The sequence below is a fragment of the Pseudomonas sp. AC242 genome (genome assembly GCF_979258655.1).
Map to the genome: position 1 here is coordinate 2,571,728 of NZ_OZ409873.1, position 20,395 is coordinate 2,592,122.

At 59.5% G+C, this 20,395-nt stretch carries 14 protein-coding genes and 1 pseudogene; 10 read left to right on the forward strand and 5 right to left on the reverse strand.

Annotated features, from left to right (window positions below; translation table 11 throughout):
- From aspT to ACZZ0A_RS11585, 3 genes are all read right to left on the reverse strand, one after another.
- Complete coding sequence (gene aspT / locus ACZZ0A_RS11575; RefSeq protein WP_007913321.1) at positions 1 to 1,692, reverse strand: aspartate-alanine antiporter; 1,692 nt, start codon at positions 1,690 to 1,692, stop codon at positions 1 to 3.
- Positions 1,693 to 1,716: 24 nt separating this feature from the next.
- Entirely contained in the window at positions 1,717 to 3,330 is a 1,614-nt protein-coding gene (locus ACZZ0A_RS11580) for a mechanosensitive ion channel family protein (protein WP_007913322.1), read from the reverse strand.
- 96 nt (positions 3,331 to 3,426) lie between these two features.
- Positions 3,427 to 4,542: an AI-2E family transporter gene (locus ACZZ0A_RS11585; RefSeq protein WP_007913325.1), complete on the reverse strand. Its 1,116-nt coding sequence runs from the start codon at positions 4,540 to 4,542 to the stop codon at positions 3,427 to 3,429.
- A gap of 132 nt (positions 4,543 to 4,674) precedes the next feature.
- Between ACZZ0A_RS11585 and ACZZ0A_RS11590 the strand changes: the two genes are divergently transcribed.
- Positions 4,675 to 5,952, forward strand: a complete 1,278-nt coding sequence (locus tag ACZZ0A_RS11590; protein ID WP_414894295.1) for an OmpP1/FadL family transporter — start codon at positions 4,675 to 4,677, stop codon at positions 5,950 to 5,952.
- 9 nt (positions 5,953 to 5,961) lie between these two features.
- Here ACZZ0A_RS11590 and ACZZ0A_RS11595 read toward each other — a convergent pair whose 3' ends face one another.
- The gene (locus ACZZ0A_RS11595; protein ID WP_123375305.1) at positions 5,962 to 6,567 is read right to left on the reverse strand and encodes a TetR/AcrR family transcriptional regulator; all 606 of its coding nucleotides are present in this window, start codon (positions 6,565 to 6,567) and stop codon (positions 5,962 to 5,964) included.
- Positions 6,568 to 6,724: 157 nt separating this feature from the next.
- Between ACZZ0A_RS11595 and ACZZ0A_RS11600 the strand changes: the two genes are divergently transcribed.
- The 9 genes and pseudogenes from ACZZ0A_RS11600 (at position 6,725) to ACZZ0A_RS11640 (ending at position 19,397) form a co-directional block, all read left to right on the forward strand.
- Positions 6,725 to 8,107 carry an aspartate aminotransferase family protein gene (locus ACZZ0A_RS11600; protein WP_414894297.1) on the forward strand — a complete coding sequence of 461 codons (1,383 nt, stop codon included), beginning with the start codon at positions 6,725 to 6,727 and terminating at the stop codon, positions 8,105 to 8,107.
- A gap of 370 nt (positions 8,108 to 8,477) precedes the next feature.
- On the forward strand, positions 8,478 to 10,181 hold the full coding sequence (locus ACZZ0A_RS11605; RefSeq protein WP_463543108.1) for an amidase: 1,704 nt from the start codon (positions 8,478 to 8,480) through the stop codon (positions 10,179 to 10,181).
- Between the two features lie 424 nt (positions 10,182 to 10,605).
- Positions 10,606 to 11,901, forward strand: coding sequence for an OprD family porin (locus ACZZ0A_RS11610; protein ID WP_463543109.1), 1,296 nt, complete (start codon positions 10,606 to 10,608; stop codon positions 11,899 to 11,901).
- Between the two features lie 210 nt (positions 11,902 to 12,111).
- Positions 12,112 to 12,192 (forward strand): annotated as a pseudogene (locus tag ACZZ0A_RS11615) (DUF6124 family protein); the annotation flags it as partial.
- 272 nt (positions 12,193 to 12,464) lie between these two features.
- Complete coding sequence (locus ACZZ0A_RS11620) at positions 12,465 to 15,536, forward strand: hypothetical protein (protein WP_463543110.1); 3,072 nt, start codon at positions 12,465 to 12,467, stop codon at positions 15,534 to 15,536.
- Between the two features lie 469 nt (positions 15,537 to 16,005).
- The gene (locus tag ACZZ0A_RS11625) at positions 16,006 to 16,290 is read left to right on the forward strand and encodes a DUF3077 domain-containing protein (protein ID WP_463543111.1); all 285 of its coding nucleotides are present in this window, start codon (positions 16,006 to 16,008) and stop codon (positions 16,288 to 16,290) included.
- Positions 16,287 to 16,553: a hypothetical protein gene (locus ACZZ0A_RS11630; protein WP_007913336.1), complete on the forward strand. Its 267-nt coding sequence runs from the start codon at positions 16,287 to 16,289 to the stop codon at positions 16,551 to 16,553. The genes ACZZ0A_RS11625 and ACZZ0A_RS11630 overlap by 4 nt, the downstream gene beginning before the upstream one ends.
- Positions 16,554 to 16,772: 219 nt before the next feature.
- Positions 16,773 to 19,001, forward strand: coding sequence for a TonB-dependent siderophore receptor (locus ACZZ0A_RS11635; RefSeq protein WP_463543112.1), 2,229 nt, complete (start codon positions 16,773 to 16,775; stop codon positions 18,999 to 19,001).
- A gap of 186 nt (positions 19,002 to 19,187) precedes the next feature.
- Entirely contained in the window at positions 19,188 to 19,397 is a 210-nt protein-coding gene (locus ACZZ0A_RS11640; RefSeq protein ID WP_007913338.1) for a hypothetical protein, read from the forward strand.
- Positions 19,398 to 19,751: 354 nt separating this feature from the next.
- On the opposite strand, the gene ACZZ0A_RS11645 is transcribed toward ACZZ0A_RS11640, so the two are convergent.
- Positions 19,752 to 20,249, reverse strand: a complete 498-nt coding sequence (locus ACZZ0A_RS11645; RefSeq protein ID WP_463543113.1) for a GNAT family N-acetyltransferase — start codon at positions 20,247 to 20,249, stop codon at positions 19,752 to 19,754.
- Positions 20,250 to 20,395: the final 146 nt, after the last annotated feature.

Below are 20,395 nucleotides of genomic sequence, written 5' to 3' on the forward strand. Positions count from 1 at the left end.
CTAGCCAGCAACCACGAAGATGATAATCGGCCCGCACACCGCCAGCAGCACATTGGAAATCGCATAGCACACGGTGAAACCGATCACCGGTGTGTTACTCCCCGACTGCTCGATGATCTTGTTCATCGATGCCGCTTCCGTCTGCGCGCCGGCCAAGGCACCGAACAGGATCATCGGGTGCAAGCGCAGCACATAGCGACCGAAATACAACGCCACCAGTGGCGGCAAAATCGTCACCACTGCGCCGGACAGCAGCAATGCCAGCCCCTGCTCTTTCATTGCGGCAAACGCCGCCGGCCCGGCAAGCAAACCCACTACCGCACCAAACGCCGTCAGGCCAAACTCGGAAAACGCCCATTGCGCTGCGGGCGGCAGCGCGCCGATTTCCGGGTGGCGCGAGTTGTACCAGCCAATCACCAGCGCGGCGACCAACACCCCGCCGCCAATGCCCAGTTCCACCGGGATCATGCCGACATGGGTCGAGAGCAATCCCAGCAGTGAGCCGAGGACCATGCCCAGGGTGTGCATGGCGATATCGCTTTTGTAGTTGTTCTTGCGGATCCGCCCCAGGCGTTTGGCAATCGCCTCGACACTGGCAGTGCGCCCGGTCAGCGTCAGCACGTCGCCTCGGCGCAGCACCGTGTTGGGCAGCAAGGGCAGCTCGTAGCCCTGGCGGGAGATGGTGTTGACGAAACAGCCCAGGCGTCCATCACTGGCCAGCCGGGTTTTCGCTGCATGGATAGTCTTGCCGGCAAACTCGGCTGAAGTCAGGACGATGTCCACTTCGCGGGTGGGGAATGACAAGGACTCGGGGTGGTCGATTTCCGGCCCGACCCAGTGACTCAGCGTACCGACGGCATCACGCAAGGCATACACGCCAAGGACATCGCCGGCCATGAGAACGAAACTTTCATCACGCTCGATGATTTGCCCGGCCCGCACCACGCGCTCAACCGTCAATGAGTCATGCAGTTTTTCAAAGTCGATGATGCGCTGGCCATCCGCCTGGCCGTTGCTCGCCACTTGATGAGCCCGCACGACGATGCGCGTGTAAGGCACGGTGATCGCCTCTTCTTCCTTGGCGATGCCCAATTCCAGCTCCAGTTCACGCGCCGATTCGCGCAGATTCACCCCGAGCAGTTTCGGCGCGATGCTGCCAACAAACACGATCAAGCCGATGGTGCCGAACAGATAGGTGATGGCATACGCGATTGCCATGTGGCTGTTGAGTTGCGCCTTGGCCGCCGCATCAATCGTCAGTTGATTGATCGCGCTGGTCGCGGTGCCCATGATCGCCGTGTCGGTCAGCGCACCGGCACCGAGGCCTGCGGTGAACCCGGCGTCGAAATCGAACAGCGAGTACATCAGTAGAATCGCCCCCAACGCAGTGGCGCACAGCACCACCGAGAGCAGCACCAGTTTCAGTGTGCCGCGATTGAGGCTGCCGAAAAACTCCGGGCCACTCTTGAACCCGACGGCGTAGATGAACATCACGAAAAACACTGACTTCAGGCCCGCCGGCACTTCCAGACCGATCTGCCCGATCAGCAAACCCATCAACAGCGCACCGGCCACCGAGCCGAGGTGGAAGCTGCCGATGTGAATCCGGCCGACGAACACGCCCAGGGCAATCGCCAGGAACACCGCGATTTCCGGGTCGGTGCGCAAGGCGTGCAGGATGAATTCGAGCATGGGGCGAACTCCTTTGAGCGGCGGTCACTGATCCTTCGGTTCTTGCGCGGGTGCTGTGTACCACTTTTCTCGCGGCACCCACTTTTCGCTCTGCGGATCGCCCAGATAGTGCGGCGACATGATCTGCACTCCGTATTCGTTGAACACGTCCTGGATATTGGCGTGGAGCATGCTCAGCAGCACCGCACGCGGGCGCGGCTGGCTTGGGATCGCTTGCGCGACCAGCCGGTATTCCGGGTAAAAATCCGACAACGCGGTCTGGAATACCTGCGCGGCAGGATCTTCGAGAATCCCCGGCGTACGCTTCGCCGCTTCCAGCAGCATCGCTTCGACCTGACGCCACGGCGTGTCGTAGCCGATGGTCACCACCGTATCCACCACATAACCGGGGCCTTGCACGGTGCGCGAGTAGTTTTTGGTGACCGTGCCAGTGATCATCGAATTGGGCAGCGTCAGCACTTCCCCCAGCCCGGTACGAATACGCGTGGTGAACATGCCCAGTTCGGTGACCGTGCCTTCGTACTCGCCGATTTTGACGAACTCACCCGGACGCAAGGTGCGCGTGTAAGTGAGGATCAAACCAGCGGCGGCCTGCCCGACCACACTGGTCGCGCCGAGGGAAATCATCAGGCCGATCAGCACCGACAAGCCTTTGAACGCATCGGTACCGGCACCCGGCAGATACGGATAGGCCATCGCCAGAGCAAACAACCAGACCGCCAGCGCCGTCAGGCGTTGGGTCGGTTGCAGGGTTTCGTGATTGAGCCAGCTGAATGTTCCCGGCGTAGCCATGCGCCGCAGGATGCGTCGGGTGAACGCGGTGACGCCACGGGCGATAAAGAATATCGCCAGGGCTACGCCCAGTCCGGGAATCGCATCGACGATGCCTTGCAACAAATACCCGGCCAGCTCGAACAGATAGTTATTGAGGCTTTCGCCCCATGGCCGCGTGTAGGGAAAGCGCGACAGGACGAAACCCAGCCATTCATAGGTCAACAGCAAAATCAGCAGCCAGCGCAGCAGCAACAGCAGACGGCTGACCAGCGGATACAGGAAGTTGGAGTCGATCAGTTGCACCCGCCCGACCTTCAGTGCCTGAGTGTGGCGATCCATCAGTTCGGGGAGTTTTGCCAGCAATTTGCGGCGCAAATACGCCAGGCCCCAAAGCAGCGCAAGGTAAATCAGCGTGGCCACGGCAGCCAGTGCCAACGAGCGCAGAATCAAGTCGAGACTGCGCGCTTCGCGGGTTTCATTGACCACTTGGCGGAGTTTTTCCGCCGCGCCCTCGGCAGCCTGTTGCACCGATGAATAGGCCAGCGTGTCGATGTCCTTGGGCGCGACGATGAAGGCGCGTTTAGAACCGATCAGCACCAGATAGCTGTTCTGGATCGGATCAATGCTGACGTTGAGGTCCTCGCCTTCATCCAGCGCCTCACTGATGACCATTTTCGCCCGTTTGACCCGCGAGGCCGGCGCTTCGCCGAGGATGGTGGCGCGAAACAGCATGATGCTGCGATTGGCGACCTTCAGCTCTACTGCTTCATCCGCCGGTTTTGCCGCCTCATCAGCCGCCCAGCCGAGCCCGCTCCAGAGCGCCGCGAACAGCACTATCCATACCGCCAGCAGCCTGCTTCGCATGCGCCTGTTTCCTTACGCCCAAGTGTCAGAGAGGGATACGTAAGGCAGCGTAGTTGAGCGATGAACGGTTGTCAGATTCCCGCGCACCGATAAATGTCACGGCAGATTTTCTTTGCGCTGGCTCTCCAGAAGCTCGGTGACATCGGCCGGTTGATACACCCAGCCGATGAACAACTCATAACCGACCGCCAAAATCACCGGGCCGATGAACAGACCAATAATACCGCTGGTGACCATGCCCCCGAGCGCACCGATCAGCACCACCGGCATCGGCACCGCAACGCCGCGTCCCAGCAACATCGGCTTGAGCACATTGTCGGAAAGCCCGGCAATCGCCATCCACACCGCAAAGATAATCGTGCTGGCGCTGACCCCGTCCTGCGCGAAGACATAAATCACGATGGGCAGCGTGATCAGCAGCACCGGCAATTGGGTGATGCCCAACAGCAACACCATCAAGGCGAGAATACCGGCCGCCGGTACACCCATGACCACCAGCGCCACGCCGACCAGCAGCATCTGAATAAACGCGATGCCGACTACGCCCTGCGCCACGGCGCGGATGGTTGCCGTGCACAGTTCGGCGATTTGCGGGCCACGCACCGGACCGGAAATGCGTGTGGTGATGGCCACTGCCGTGCGATGCCCGCGCTCGCCGTGGGTCATGACCAATCCGGCGATGATCAGCGCAATCACAAACACCACGATCCCGGCACCGACGCCAGCGGCTTGATGCAATAACACTTTGCCCCAGTTGGACAGGTGCGGTGCCAGCTCCTTGAACGCCCAGCTCAAGTCTTGCGAGGCGTGTTGCCAGATGCCGTAAACCGGCGCACCGATCAGCGGCCAGTTCTCGACGCTGGCCGGTGGTGGCGGGATCTCGAACTGGCCTGCCTCCATCGTGTGCATGCCGACTTTCACCGAATCGGCAACGGAAGCCCCGAGCAGGCTCAGCGGCACCATTAAAATCAGCAACCCCAGCAGCACCAGCAAGATCGCCGCCCAACCGTAGCGGTTGCCTAGCTTTGCGCCGAGCTTCTGATTGAGTGGATACAGGGTGATCGCGAGGATCAGCGCCCACAGCATGACATTCAGAAACGGATGAAAGATGTCGTAGCAGAACAACACCAGAATGGTGATCAGACCCGCGCGTATCAGTACGTCCAGCAGTGCTCTGGAACTGTGAAAGGTGATCAGCGGTTTGTCTTCCATGTCGGCGCTCCTGATTGGGCCATCAATGAACCGCTGTGAGCCTAGTTCACATCCGGTACATCGTCTCGACTGGTGCGCACGCCAAATCGCGACTAAACCTGAAGGCTGATCTGCATTGATAAGGAATTCGCGATGAAGTCGACGCACTCACTGATCATTCTTGCGCTGGCAGGCACTGGCGGTCAGGCACTGGCGGGCGGTATTGATCTGTATGAAGCGGGTCAGGAAGGCGCGGGACTGGCGAATGCCGGCTCGGCGGCGTTGGCCACTGACCCGAGCGTGTTGATGAGTAACCCGGCCGGCATTGCTGCACTCAAAGGCACGCAAATCAGCCTGACCGGCCAGGCCATATTCGGCGGCCTTGGTTTTGATCGCGACAGTGACAACGACTTTTCCGGCAACGAGGGCGGCAATCCGCTGCCGCTCCTGCCGGGCACCAGTTTCTTTATCAGCCATGAGCTCAATGATCGCGCCAGTATCGGCTTCGGTATGTACGGCAACTTCGGCCTGAGCGTGAAATACGACGATGACTGGGCCGGCCGCTACTTCAGCCAGGAATCGACATTGATCGGTATTTCGATGCAGCCGACCTTCGCCTACAAGATCACCGACGATCTTTCGATGGGCATCGGACCGCGTCTGGTCTATGGCTACTACTACACAAAAATGGCCATCGACAATAACGCCTTCCTGCCGGGCACGCCGTTTCAGGAGGATGGCAAGTTGCAGTACAAGGACACCGACATCGGCACCGGGATCAACCTCGGCCTGCGCTATCAGTTAAATGAACGCACCACTGTCGGCCTGGCTTACACCAGCAAGGTCAAACTTGAGTTCAAGGACTCACCTTCCGTGCATGGCATTCGCAATCCGCTGCTCAATCTGGCGCTGTCGCGGCTGGACGTCGACGACCTGGAAATCGACATGAACATCCCGCAGACCGCGACCCTGAGTATTGCCCATCAGTTGAACGAACAGTGGACGCTGCTGAGTTCGGTGAACTGGCAGGACTGGAGCGACTTTGCCGACATCGGCGTGTCGGTGGATACGGCGGCAGGCGACGTTTCACGTTCGGTCGACCGCAAGTATCAGGACACCTGGCACCTGTCGATCGGCGCACAGAACCAGATCAGCCCGAAACTGCGCTGGAACATGGGCGTGGGTTACGACAGCTCCGCCGTGAAGGACAAGGATCGCACCGTCGACAACCCGATGAACGAGACCTGGCGGCTGGCGACCGGGCTGAGCTACAAACTGGCCGAAGACACCGACCTCAACCTCAATTACACGCTGGTCTGGCTGGGCGACATGGATGTGCAACAGACCAAACGCAATGGGCAGACGCTGTCGGGGAGTTATCCCAATAGCGCGCTGCACATTGTTGGCGGTGGCGTGACGTGGCGATTTTGATCGGGGCGCTCAGCGCTCCAGCATGCCGTGACACAACAGCTTCAAAACCCCGCGCATGTGCAAGGCATGCGCGGCCCTGTCCGGGACTTCCTGCGTTGCCAACCGAATGAACGCCATGTTCGCGTATTGGTTGAACAGGGTTGCCACCACGTCAAGATCGATCGATTCGCGCACTTTTCCCGCTTGCTGGAAATGCAAAAGCAGCGCTTTGGTCTCTTCGATCACGGCCGCGTTCCATGGACTCATCGCCTCGGCCAGCTCACCGGTCAGTAAAAACGGCGCCAGTTCCCGCCACAACGAAGCCGGCATTGCCTGTAGCTGGTAATCGGTCATCAACCCTTCGAACTCGCACAGCGCCTCCAGGGGATCGCTGTCCTCGTCCAGATTGGCCCGCGCTTCGCGCATGGCTTGCTCGTCGGGTTGCTTGAGCAAGGCCAGCAGAATCTCCTGCTTGCCGCCGAAATAATTCACCACTGTGGGTGCGGAAACGCCCGCCTGGACCGCGATCTGCTCCAGCGTGGTCGCCGCAAAGCCATTGCTTTTGAACAGCTCAAGCGCCGCCTCGGCAATCACCTGCCGGCGCTGTTCCTTCTGCCGCTCTCTGAGTCCGCTCATGTTGCCTCTGATGATCCTTGCCAATGGCTCTCAGCCTACGGAGATCTTTTTTCACCGACAAATATTTTCTTTACAAAAATATTTTTAGATGACAAAACTTTGTCCGTGCAGCGCTGCGACGAACGCACTCACTTGCCCTTTGCTCTGGAGATCCGCCATGTCCGCCGAATTCGATTCGACCCGCAGTACCCGCGATTACCAAGCCGCTGACGCCGCCCACCACATCCACGCGTTCGTCGATCAGAAGGCCCTCAACGAGGAAGGCCCGCGGGTGATGGTCAGCGGCGATCGGCTGGCGTTGTGGGACAACGACGGCAAGCGTTACCTGGACGGCATGTCCGGCCTGTGGTGCACCAACCTCGGTTACGGGCGCAAGGATCTCGCCGCTGCCGCCACCGCGCAGCTGGAACAACTGCCCTACTACAACATGTTCTTCCACACCACTCACCCGGCGGTGATCGAGCTCTCCGAACTGCTCTTCAGCCTGCTGCCCAAGCACTACAGCCACGCGATCTACACCAACTCCGGCTCCGAAGCCAACGAAGTGCTGATCCGCACCGTGCGCAAGTTCTGGCAGGTGATGGGCCAACCCGAGAAGAAAATCATGATCGGCCGCTGGAATGGCTACCACGGCTCGACCCTGGCTGCGACGGCGCTGGGCGGGATGAAATTCATGCACGAAATGGGCGGCAGCATTCCCGATGTCGCGCACATCGATGAGCCTTACTGGTTCGCCCATGAAGGCAACCTCAGCCCGGAAGAATTTGGCTTGCGCGCGGCGCGGCAACTGGAAGAGAAGATTCTCGAACTGGGCGCCGACAAGGTGGCGGCGTTCGTCGCCGAACCGTTTCAGGGTGCGGGCGGCATGATCATTCCGCCGGCGACGTACTGGCCGGAGATCCAGCGTATCTGCCGCCAATATGACGTGTTGCTGTGTGCGGACGAAGTGATTGGCGGTTTCGGCCGCACCGGTGAATGGTTCGCGCATCAGACATTCGGGTTCGAGCCCGACACCCTGTCGATCGCCAAAGGCCTGACCTCCGGCTACATCCCCATGGGTGGCCTGATTCTGTCGCGGCGCATGGCCGAAGCATTGGTCGAGAAAGGCGGCGTGTTTGCCCACGGCCTGACCTACTCCGGCCACCCGGTCGCGGCCGCCGTGGCGATTGCCAACCTCAAGGCCTTGCGTGATGAAGGCGTGGTGACTCAGGTGAAAACCGACACCGGCCCGTACCTGCAAAACTGCCTGCGCGAAGTGTTTGGCAATCACCCGTTGGTGGGTGAGATTCAGGGGGTTGGTCTGGTGGCGGCGTTGCAATTCGCTGAGGACAAGGCCACGCGCAAGCGCTTTGCCAATGAAAACGATATCGCCTGGCGTTGCCGCACGATTGGTTTTGAGGAAGGGCTGATCATTCGGTCGACACTGGGGCGGATGATCATGGCGCCGTCGCTGGTCGCCACGCGTGCGGAGCTGGATGAGCTGATCGACAAGACGCGGATTGCGGTGGATCGGACGGCGCGGGAGTACGGGGTGCTGTGATCGTCTGAGGACGTACCTGTCTTCTGGGAACGCAACAAATTCCTGTGGGAGCTGGCTTGCCAGCGATGGCGATAGTTCAGACACTTCATTATCGAATGGGCTGGCCCCATCGCTGGCAAGCCAGCTCCCATATGGATCTACAGCGGACACGAATTCTGCATACCCCGCAGCCCCCTGTAGGAGTGAGCCTGCTCGCGATGGCGTCGGTCGGGTTGAAAACAGGCAAGAGATCAATCCCGCCGATTACTCCGCACGCCGCTTGGTGTTAAATAGGCGCCAGTCTTAACCTTGTCGCTTATAGCTGTGCAACGAGAACCGATATGAACACCCATTCCAGGAAAAACACCCAAATTCAAACAGCGGTGAGCGCATGATCGAAGTCACCGAGGTTTCCATTGCCCAACTGCGTGCCGCCCTTGAGTCCGGGCAGACCACCGCAGTCGAGCTGGTCCAGGCCTATCTGGCCCGTATCGACGCCTACGACGGTGCCGACACAGCAACGGCGCTGAATGCCGTAGTCGTGCGCAACCCTGAAGCGTTGAACGAAGCACAGGCCTCCGATGCCCGTCGCGCCAAAGGCGAAACCCTCGGCCCGCTCGACGGCATTCCTTACACCGCCAAGGACAGCTACCTGGTCAAGGGCCTGACCGCCGCGTCCGGCAGCCCGGCCTTCGCTGATCTGGTTGCCTATCGCGATGCCTTCACCATCGAACGCCTGCGTGCGGCCGGGGCGATTTGCCTGGGCAAGACCAACATGCCGCCGATGGCCAATGGCGGCATGCAACGCGGCGTCTACGGTCGCGCTGAAAGTCCTTACAACGCCGATTACCTGACCGCGCCGTTTGCCTCCGGCTCGTCGAACGGTGCCGGCACCGCCACTGCTGCGAGTTTCGCTGCATTCGGTCTGGCGGAAGAAACCTGGTCGAGCGGGCGTGGCCCGGCGTCGAACAATGGCTTGTGCGCCTACACTCCGTCGCGCGGGGTGATCTCGGTGCGCGGCAACTGGCCGCTGACGCCGACCATGGACGTGGTCGTGCCTTACGCACGGACCATGGCTGACCTGCTTGAAGTCCTCGACATCGTCGTGGCCGAAGACCCGGACACCCGTGGTGACCTCTGGCGCCTGCAACCGTGGGTGCCGATCCCCAGCGTCAGCGAGGTGCGCCCCGCCGCTTACGCCGATCTGGCGGCCGATGCCAAAGCCTTGGCCGGCAAACGTTTCGCGGTACCGCGCATGTTCATCAATGCCGACCCTGAAGCCGGCACCAGCGAAGCACCGGGCATCGGCGGCCCGACCGGCCAGCGCATCAATACCCGTGAGTCGGTGATCGAGTTGTGGAAACAGGCGCGTCAGGCACTCGAAGCTGCCGGTGCCGAAGTCATCGAAACCGATTTCCCGCTGGTCTCCAACTGCGAAGGCGATCGTCCCGGCGCGCCAACCGTGTTCACCCGTGGTCTGGTCTCCAAGGAGTTCCTTCACCATGAGTTGTGGGACCTGACTGCATGGGCGTTCGACGACTTCCTGCAAGCCAACGGCGACCCGAAACTCAATCGTCTGGTTGACGTCGACGGGCCGAAAATCTTCCCGCACGACCCGGGCACCCTGCCCAACCGTGAAGGCGATCTGGCTGCCGGCATGGACGAATACGTGCGCATGGCCGAGCGCGGCATCACGCCGTGGAATGAAATCCCCACCGTGCCCGATGGCCTGCGTGGCCTGGAACAGACTCGGCGCATCGACCTCGAAGACTGGATGGACACACTGGGCCTCGACGCCGTGCTGTTCCCGACGGTTGCTGATGTCGGCCCGGCGGACGCCGATGTAAACCCTGAGTCGGCCGACATTGCCTGGAGCAACGGTATCTGGGTGGCCAACGGCAACCTTGCAATCCGCCACCTCGGCGTACCGACCGTGACCGTGCCGATGGGCGTGATGGCCGACATCGGCATGCCGGTCGGCCTGACCTTCGCCGGCCGCGCCTACGACGACTCGAACCTGCTGCGCCTGGCTGCAGCGTTTGAATCGACCGGCAGCAAACGCCAGATCCCGCCACGTACGCCGCCATTGTCGTAACGCGCTTAAAACTGTAGGAGCGAGCCTGCTCGCGAAAGCGGTGTGTCAGTCTGGATAAACTTGACTGACACACCGCCATCGCTGGCAAGCCAGCTCCCACAGATTTCAGCTCCAGTCACAAAATCCACATTCGACCCAAATCCCTGTAGGAGTGAGCCTGCTCGCGAAAGCGGTGTGTCTGCCGACAGAAATATCGCCTGATGCACCGCCTTCGCGAGCAGGCTCGCTCCCACAGTTTTTTGTGTGATGCCAAGATCGGTGGGTACACCATAGATCCCTGTGGGAGCTGGCTTGCCAGCGATGGCGTCAGCGCATTCACAACCTCATGACCTGACAGCCACAGCAATTCAGCACATCCGCTCAATCCCCCTCCCCGCAATCCCTCGATCATTCAGGCCATCTTAATTGCCGCTGGCCACCGACCATGATCGACCGCGCCTCTTCACGCCTCACCCTCCTCGCGCTGCTCTGCGGTCTGAACTCAACCGCCCACGCCAGCGGTTTTTTCGACGATGCCAAAGGCGAAGTGCTCACCCGTAACTTCTACCTGAGCAACGACTATCGCTCGCCCTCACCCTCCGGCAAAAACTATAAACAAGAATGGGCTCAAGGCTTTATCGGCACTTTCTCATCCGGTTTCACACCTGGAACGATCGGTTTCGGCATCGATGCCCACGCCTTCGCCGGGCTGAAACTGGACGGCGGCAAAGGGCATTCCGGGACCGGTCTGCTGCCGGTCGACAGCGAAGGTCGCAGCGAAAATGACTACTCCAGCGCGGGCGGCGCACTCAAGCTGAAAACCTCGCGCACCACCCTCGCCTTCGGTGAAATGACCGTCGAAACCCCGGTGTTCGACACTTCCGACAAACGCTTGCAACCGGAGTACGCCACCGGTTTTCTGCTCAACAGCGCCGAGTTCGATCACCTCAATCTGGTGGCCGGGCATTTCACCGCGTTCAAGAATCAAGACAGCTCATCCGGCAAAGGCGATTTCTACGGCTATGGCGCCAATACCGAGGCTGGCGGGATCAGCTTTCTCGGCGCCGACCTGTTCAGCGATAGCCCCGTCGGCGGCGCGCTGTATGCCTCGGAACTCAGCGACACCTGGCATCAGTACTACGGCAATCTGCACTTCAAGCAATCGGGCGTACTCCTCGACGCCAACCTCTACCACACCCGCGATACCGGCCGAGCACTGGCCGGCGCGATTGACAACACCGCGTTCAGCCTGTCCGGCAAATACACCTTCGGCCCGCACGCGGTGATGCTTGGCTGGCAAAAGATCAATGGCGACACGCCGTTCGACTTCGTCGGTGGCGACTCGATCTACCTCGCCAACTCGATCAAATACGCCGACTTCAACGGCGCCAACGAACGCTCCTGGCAGGCGCGCTACGACCTCGACCTCGGCGCCTTCGGCATCCCCGGCCTGAACTTCATGACCCGCTACGTCAGCGGCAGCCACATCGATGGCACCCATGCGCCAAAGGGCGGCGCCTACAACCCGTTCGATGCTGACAGCGGAAACTACCAGCCACAGCAAGGCGCTGGCGGCAAGCATTGGGAGCGCGATATCGATTTGAAATACGTCGTGCAATCGGGCGCGGCGAAGGACCTGTCGGTGCAGGTCTCGCATGTCTCGCACCGGGCCAACGAGGCGCAGGCGGGTGATGATATCGACCGGATCTATGTCGTAATCCAGTACCCGCTGGGCTTCTGACTCAACACATCAAACTTCATGGAATGATTCAATTGTGTGAGTGTCGGTCACACACTGGGTTTACAGGGACAAACCATGTTTGCACCCAGCCGGTTGCCCGATCCTATGCCTTTTAAACTCCGCTGATTAAAAGACACCTGCAGACACGTCTTTGAGGCTACACATCCTGCGCCATTGCCTACAGCTACGCCAGAATCCGCCGGCTTGTGTGCTTTGGGGATCGCGCAGTTGATCATGCTCGGTGAGCTGGCGGTGAATCGGGTGATGGATAATCTGGATGTGCCGCAGTAGCGGGCCTCTATGATCGTTCCCACGCTCCCGCATGGGAATGCCTCAACGGACGCTCCGCGTTCGGCTTTGGGAGGGACGCGGAGCGTCCCGGGCTGCATTCCTTTGCTGTGCGTGGGAACGATCAATCTCTAAGTTTTTTTCAGTTCGACTCGACCTCTCCCAACATTACCATCCGTCGGATTCCAGCCCGCACCTGTCAGATCTGACAGGTGCGCAACCCCAGCAATGCGCTTTCAATCACTCCGTTACCTCACCGAACGGAGCTCGCCACCATGTCCAACCCAACACCGGATGCCCTGAAGCCCCTCTACTTCCCCGCCCTGAACCCGCTCGCCCCAGCGGAAGACTACGATGGCGGCATCCCCATTCGTGCGGTGGAAAACGGCTTGCAAGGCACTGTGCCTGCCTGGCTCTCCATGGAGATCGGCGACCGGGTCGATGTTTTTTGGAACAACGCTACGCAGGAGGTGTGGAGCAAGACCATTCAACATGCTTCCGAACTCAATCGCGATGTGATCTTCACCCTGACCAAGGATTCTGTGCTCGACGGTGACGCCACCAACGTTTACTACAAGATTTCCGGCAAGAACCATCCCGGCGAAGAATCCAGACCCCGCTTGAAGCTGCTGGTCAAACTGACCCGCCCCGGCGGATACGACGACATCCCCGGTGATGACGGCCACTCCGACCTGAATTTTTCCCTCGACCGCTACGAAGTCGACCAGAAATTTTCGGAAACCGACGTGGTGACGATGCGCATCGTTCTCTACCGCCACCTGACCCGCTACGACCGCATCCACGCCCGCTGGGGCAGCCAGCAAGTGATGCATCTGGTCACCCCGGAACAAGCGGCGGATCCGGTGAAAAACCCCATCGACATCACTTTCGATTACGACCTGATCAAGGCCGCCGGCGATGGCTCCGCGGTGGCGGTGGCGTTTCAGGTGGTCGACCGCTGCGGCAACTATCCGGACGAGCGCGCGCCATGGTCAGCCCTGCAGTCGGTGCTGGTCGATATGAACGGTGATCGCCTGAACCCACCGCGGGTGCTGGTCAAAGGCCAGCCGACCGATCGCGTGGACCTTGAAACACTGGGTGACGACGACGTCATCGTTCGCGTGTACACACCAGATGCCGACTTTGACGAGGGCGATGAAGTGCTCCTGACCTGGACCGGCACCCCAGCCCAAGGCCCACAAATCATAGTCGGCCCATTATCGATGACGGTGAAGTTCGTGGATTTTCATCTCGAGTTCAGCATCCCGAACTCGGCCGTACGCGCCATCGCCAAGGGCAGTGCGTCGGTGGGTTTTGTCCGGCGCCGCGAGAATGCGTCCGACCGCCCCTCGAAAAACGCCAGCGTCAGCATCGTCGGCGACATCAGCCAACTGCCCGCGCCTAGCGTCGTCGAGGCACCGGGCGGGACGTTGCCAGTCGATACGCCGTGGGCAACGGTGAGTGCTCCGTGGTACGTCGGTCGCAACGGCAGTGATCTGCTGAACGTGATCTGGGACGCAAGGGCGCCCAACGGCGACCCTGTTTACTATGAGGACCCGCGCCCGGTCGGCAACATCGCGGATGGCGAGCCCGTCTTGCGCGCCGTTGCCCAGAGCGATATCCAGCGTTTCGATGGTTTGAGCGTCAAGGTCTACTACGTCGTCACCAACAGAGACAACCTGCTGCTCAGCGTGCGCGAATCGCTGCCGTTCATCATGCAGGTCGGCGTGGCGAAGCCAATCTTTGATCGCCCGGAAGTCGAAGGAGCAGACGCCAATGACGTGCTGGATCCGGACAAGGTGCCGCCGACCGGCGCAACCATGGTCTTGACCCACACCGGTACCCGGGACAAAGACCGGTTTTACTTCTACTGGAAAGGCTCGGTCAGCGGCGGCAGCTTCAGTGACCATATCGACCTGATCCCCGCCACTGCTGGCAAGCCGGTGCGGGTGACCGTGCCGAAACAGTACGTCACGGCCAACCGCAACGGCACGGTGGTGGCGGATTACAGGATTGAGCGGGGGGGAGAAACGTTGGGGCATTCGCGGGAGTTGAAACTGCGGATCGGGGTGGCACTCGATCTTAAAGAGCCCAGCATCAAGGAAGCCGACCACAACATTCTCGATCCGTTCGCGGCCCAAGACACTCTGACGGCCGTTATTCCGGCCTATTCAAACATGATCGGTACCCAAGTCACTGTGACCTGGAGCGGCACGCCCGGTCAGGGCAGCGCAACAACGGACCCCGTCGATATCACCGAGCAGGCGGACAAGGAAGTTACATTGTCCAAGTCAGTGGTTCCGTTCAATTTGGGCGAACAGGTGAAAGTGACTTACACCGTGATCCGCAATGCGGTGCCGCAGCGCTCGGATGAATTTCTTCTTGGCGTGCTGCCGATCGCCAATGGCGACCCAAGGCTCGGTATGCCATTGATCATCGAGGCTGAAAATAGCGGTGAGGGCCCCACGCTCGATATCAGCGCGCTGACCACGAACGCAACGATGCGAGTGAACAGCTACCCTTTCATTGCTCTGGAGCAATATGTCTGGCTGCGTGTGACAGGCACCCTCAACGATACGAACGGCAGCGAGTATGCAAAAACTTTCTGGCAGCCACCGGGTTCGAAAACCAACAGTACGTGGATCAGCCAAGGATTTCAGACCCACACAATCCCGCTTGTCGATTTGAAAAGTCTGAAGAATGGCAGCGACTTGAAAATGGTATTTAAAACAGGGTTGGGAGGAAGTGCGGACGAACGGCAGGCGACACCATTTAAAGAGCGTATTTATAAGGTGAAGACCGCAAACCCTCTCGTCTGGGATGATAGTCCGGTGACACGGCCATTCTATACCGCTTCATTTGAAGGGGTCAGTCCAGACTGGAATATCATCGGGAATTTTTTTTCAGTTGACTTATACCGGGGAGCCAAAGAGGGAGTTCCTCCTTACACTTTCAAATCAGCAAATGAAAGCGTCGCTACAGTTTCTTGGGCTGGCAGTATCAAGGTTGTCGGCGAAGGAAAAACCATCATTACCCTACAAGACAATGCAGGCGAAACCAAAACGCTTGAAGTTACATCAATACAAGTTCACTGGACTCTCTTGTATTCTCCCCACCCTGGCACTCAAGAGGAATTTATTGAGTGGGCAGGAAAAGTTGGGGGGAACGAGCTCCCTGATGGTTTTTTAGGACCTGTACTCAGAGCATTGTATCGTCAAAAAAATGCCACATGGCATCACGTATCCAGCCGGCGCAATACTACTACTGAAGAGTTGTTGAATCCGACTTTTGTTCTCCAGTTCTACCCTTATCCAAACATCGCACCTTTTCTAGCCATCAAAAAATAACCGAGGCGCCAAACGGAGCCAGATTATGTTTGCTGTATTTTTATAGAAGCTGCCCAGCCTATGGTAGCTCCCACACAATCAGTGTGTGAACTACCATAGGTTGCGATCTTTTTCGTTAAAAAAAACTGGCAGATTGTCAGCGCGCATAGCGTCGCCCCTACAAAGAAACCCGTAAAACTCCGGCAGACTGCAGCGGTTGACTGCCCTGCCCTCACTCCCTATCCTCGCGCCTGTCACGACTCATTCGTGATCGGGTTTGACGGCCTGGACATCCTTACTACGCGCATAGCCTCTCTCTGCTCGTGCACTTGTGTGCCCGCTCATTGCTTATGGTGACTGTGTGTGGGGCATCCTCGGATGCGCCGGGTTTGTGAGGACCGGTCCGTCAACCTGCGCACAGTTGCCACCCCATTCGTTTGACGGCGATTTCGTGGCAGCTCTCTTTAATCCTGAAAGAGATACCTCACTAATGACGCAAGCAACCACAAAACCCACCCCCTTCGCCCCCTGCGACCACGTCGCCCACCACCTCTTCACCGTTCAACCCGACATCCCTCTCCTCGACGCCCTCGAACACGCCTCCGTTTACCTCAATTGCGCCGAAGCCCTCGCCCACCAAGCCCCCACTGCCACCCGCCCGGAACACAGCGGATCACTCCAATGGGCCAGCCAGCAAATGCTTGGCACCGCCCGCGCGTTGGTCCTTGCATCCGTCGCCGGTCTACACGCCGCGCAGGCCGGAGGTGAGGCATGAGTTCGCACATTTCGATGACTCACAACGAACACAGCATTCCAGTCTTGCTGGTCTCCAGCGAAGCGCCGCTGGATGTTTTGCACAGCAGCGCAGCCAGCCGTTTTTTGGCAGTGACGCAGATGATGGAAAGTCTGGCCAGCCTGGATATCTCGTCCGCCAAAGGTGCCGATGTGCAGCAACTGGCCCATGCGGCGGCGATGTTGCTGCGTGATGGCTGTGACGTGATGGATGTGTTAGGCCGGCAGATTCGTTTGCGCGTCTGATAACGGCAAGATCAAATGATCGCAGCCTTCGGCAGCTCCTACTGAGATCGGTGCAGGAGCTGCCGAAGGCTGCGATCATGTGCTTTTTCAGCGAGGTCGAGTCAAACCTCTGAAACACTTTTCAAATAACAATATTTCTCGTTTGACACTAAATCCCCGCCCTCCCCCTCGTCTTTGAACAAACGGAATTTTTCCCTCAAAGACAAGGAGTCGGCTGCGATGTTCGCGCCCATTACCCGTTCCATGACCCTCACCCTCGGCCTGTGCGGCGCTGCATTCAGCGCCGATCTGCTGGCTGAAACCGAAGCCGAAAAACCGCCGCAGCCTGCGAACACGGCGCTTGAGCTGGCGGCGACCAACGTCAGTGCACAAGGTCTGGGCACCACCACCGAGAACACCGAGTCCTATACCACCGGCGCCATGAGCACGGCGACGCGCCTGAACCTGTCGATCAAGGAAACCCCGCAATCGGTGTCGGTGATCACCCGTCAGCAGATGGATGATTTCAAACTCGGTACATTGTCCGAGGCCATGCGCCAGACCACGGGCATTGTGGTGCAGCATCTGGATTCGGATCGGGTCAGTTATTCGTCGCGCGGTTATGCGATCAATAATTTCCAGATCGACGGGATGCTCAACACCTTTGATCGCATGAAGTCCGATTCCGACACCATCATCTACGACCGTATCGAGGTGGTGCGCGGTGCCACGGGCCTGACCACGGGGGCCGGTGATCCATCGGCGACCATCAACATGGTGCGCAAGCGTCCGACCGCGCAGTGGCAGGCGCTGGCCGGGGTCAGTGGTGGCAGCTATGACAATTATTACAGCTACGTCGATGTCGGCGGGCCGCTGGCGTTCGACGGACGCTTGCGCGGGCGCACGGTGTTGGCCTATCGCGACAACCAATCGATCAAGGACAAATACGCGCTGCAACGCGAGGTCGGTTATGGCGTGCTTGAGGCGGATCTGAGCGATTCCACCGTGCTGGCGGTCGGTTACGACTATCAGAACAAGCATGTGCAAGGCTCGTCCTGGGGCACCGTGCCTTACTGGAATGCCGATGGCAGCAAGGCCGGTCTCGGCCGTTCGACCAACATGGCGACGTCGTGGAGTTCCTGGCCGCTGCAGGACAAAACCGCGTTTGCCACCCTCGATCAGCAACTGGCCGGCGGCTGGCGCCTGAAAGCTGCGTACACCCACCGCGACAGCGCGAGCGACGGCAAGGTGTATTACGGCGGTGGCGGTTTCCCCGAGGCCGACCGCAGCGGCATGCTCGCTTACACCTCGCACATGATCGGCACGCAGAAAATGCAGGCGTATGACTTCAATGTCTCCGGCCCCTACTCGCTGCTGGGCCGTGAGCACGAAATGATGTTCGGCTATGGCGAGGCCGAACGCCGCTCGAACTCGCCGTACACCATTGCCGGCGCACAACCCAGCGATTACGGAAAAATCCGCGACTGGAAGTACATGGGCGATATCGCCAAATTCAGCGATACCGTCACCGACCTCACCGGTTCCAAGGACGATACCCGGCAGAAAGCCGGGTACATCGCCACGCGCCTGAGCCTGGCTGATGATCTGCACGCTGTGCTCGGCAGCCGATACGGCAGCTGGGAAGCGTCCAGCACCAGCAACCGTTACGACGCCAGCCGGCAACTGACCAAGGTCGATTACACCAGCCAGAAACAGAACGACGTCTGGACGCCTTACGCCGGCCTGCTGTACGACTTGACCCCGGAGTACACGGCATACGTGAGTTACACCGACATCTTCAAACCCCAGGGCAACCGCGACAAGAACCGCAAATACATCGACCCCGTTATCGGCAAAAACTATGAAGTGGGCATCAAGGGCAGCCTGCTCGAGGAGCGCCTGAACCTGTCCACGGCGGTGTTCTGGAGCAAGCAGGATAACGTCGCCGAACTCGACAACTCGGCCCCGGCGGATCCGGTGACCCGTGAGCAGTTCTACAAATCCGGCGGCAAGGGCAACAAGGTCAACGGCTTTGAGGCTGAAGTATCCGGCGAAATCCTGCAGGGCTGGAACATGACCGCCGGTTACACCTATACCCACTCGGCCGACGGCAACAGCGAGCGCACCAACACCAGTGAGCCGATGAATCTGCTGCGCGTCTCTACCGCGTACCGTTTACCGGGCGAATGGCAGGCGCTGACCGTAGGCGGTGCGGTGAACTGGCAGAGCGATGTGTATGGCACGTCGAGCCGGCCGGTCGGCGGCGACACTCAGGAGGCACGCATCAACCAGAGCGCGTACACCGTGGTCAACCTGATGTCGCGCTACGCGTTCGATCGCCACCTGTCGGCGTCGCTGAACGTCAACAACCTGTTCGACAAGAAGTATTACGACAATGTCGGCTTCTATAACGGTGTGTACTGGGGTGACCCGCGCACCGTCACCCTGAGTCTCGACTGGAAGCTCTGACCCCCGCCTATCGGGCGCAGCGCACCTACGCTTGATGTGCGCCGCGTCTGTCTGATATCGCCTCGCAACATGCTGCAAAACCTACACTGAACGGGCGTTAACCCAGTGTTAATTCATGCCATCCAGACTCTCTTCCGAGATCTGCTTCATGGACGAACGGCTCCCACTTGTTCAGTAGGAGGCACCATGAAAATCATCACCGTAATCCTTGCCGGGCTGTTTGCCCTGGGTTCTGCCAGCGTCTTTGCCGAGGGCGGCGCTGAGCGTATGCGTTATTACTACGACAACTTCCCGGTTCACCACGCCCAGAGCGCGCAGCAGAGCGACGCCAACGCGAAAGAAATTCGCGTTCCCGCCGACCAGACGGCGCAAGTGACCGAGTCCTATCGCGACTGAGATTGACCGAGCAACCGATGGACCTTCCGTGGCTCCGCTCTGGCCCGGAAGAAGACAGTTTGGCGCCCTGATTGGGGCGCCTTTTTTTATGGGCATTGAGCGGGGTGTTCGACCTTATGCTGTCGCGAGTTCGCAGATTGGGTTGGGTCAGCAAGATCCCCCCCTCACCCCAGCCCTCTCCCCAAAGGGGCGAGGGGGAAAGGGAGCCGATTTTCATGCTTTTCAAAACCTACGTTTGGCTCGATGTTTCAGGTCGGCGTACCTTGCCCAAACACCTCGGTCAGTCCCCTCGCCCTCTGGGCGGTCCGACGTTTCGGGAGGGTTAGGGTAGGGTTAGGGTAGGGTTAGGGGCTTCTAGGCTTGGAGGTTTTTGATCCAGAACAGCATCTGCCCATGATCCGGGTCGAACATGCCTGGCGCGAAGCCGAACTTGCGGTAAGACCCCTGGGCCACAGCGTTGCCCTCCAGCACTTCAAGGGTGATTTTGCAGCAACCGCGCTGGCGAGAGATCTCCTCGACTTTCTGCAGCATTTTCTGACTCAGACCGAGGCCGCGGAATTTGCCCACCACCGCCACGTCATGGACATTGACCAACGGTTTGCAGGCAAACGTGGAGAACCCTTCAAAGCAGTTCACCAGCCCCGCCGGCTCGCCCCCGACAAAGGCCAGCACGCTGAACGCATGCGGGCGTCGGGCCAGCTCTTCGGGGAGCCGACGCAACAGGTCAGGGTCGAGCGAATGACCGCCGCCCATCGGGTCTTCTGCGTAATGATTGAGCACGATACCGATGGCCTCGGCTTGCGTTGGATTGCTGTAGCTGGCTTGAAGCACAAGAATCTCTGCGGAATCCATTTCCATCCCCGAACACACAAAAGCCCCGGCGCGCAAAGTGCGCACTGAAAGGCTGTCTGACCTTAGCGCGGGGGTGATCGAGCGGGCAACCCGCAAATGCAAAAGATCAAAAGATCAAAAGATCAAAAGATCAAAAGATCGTCCGA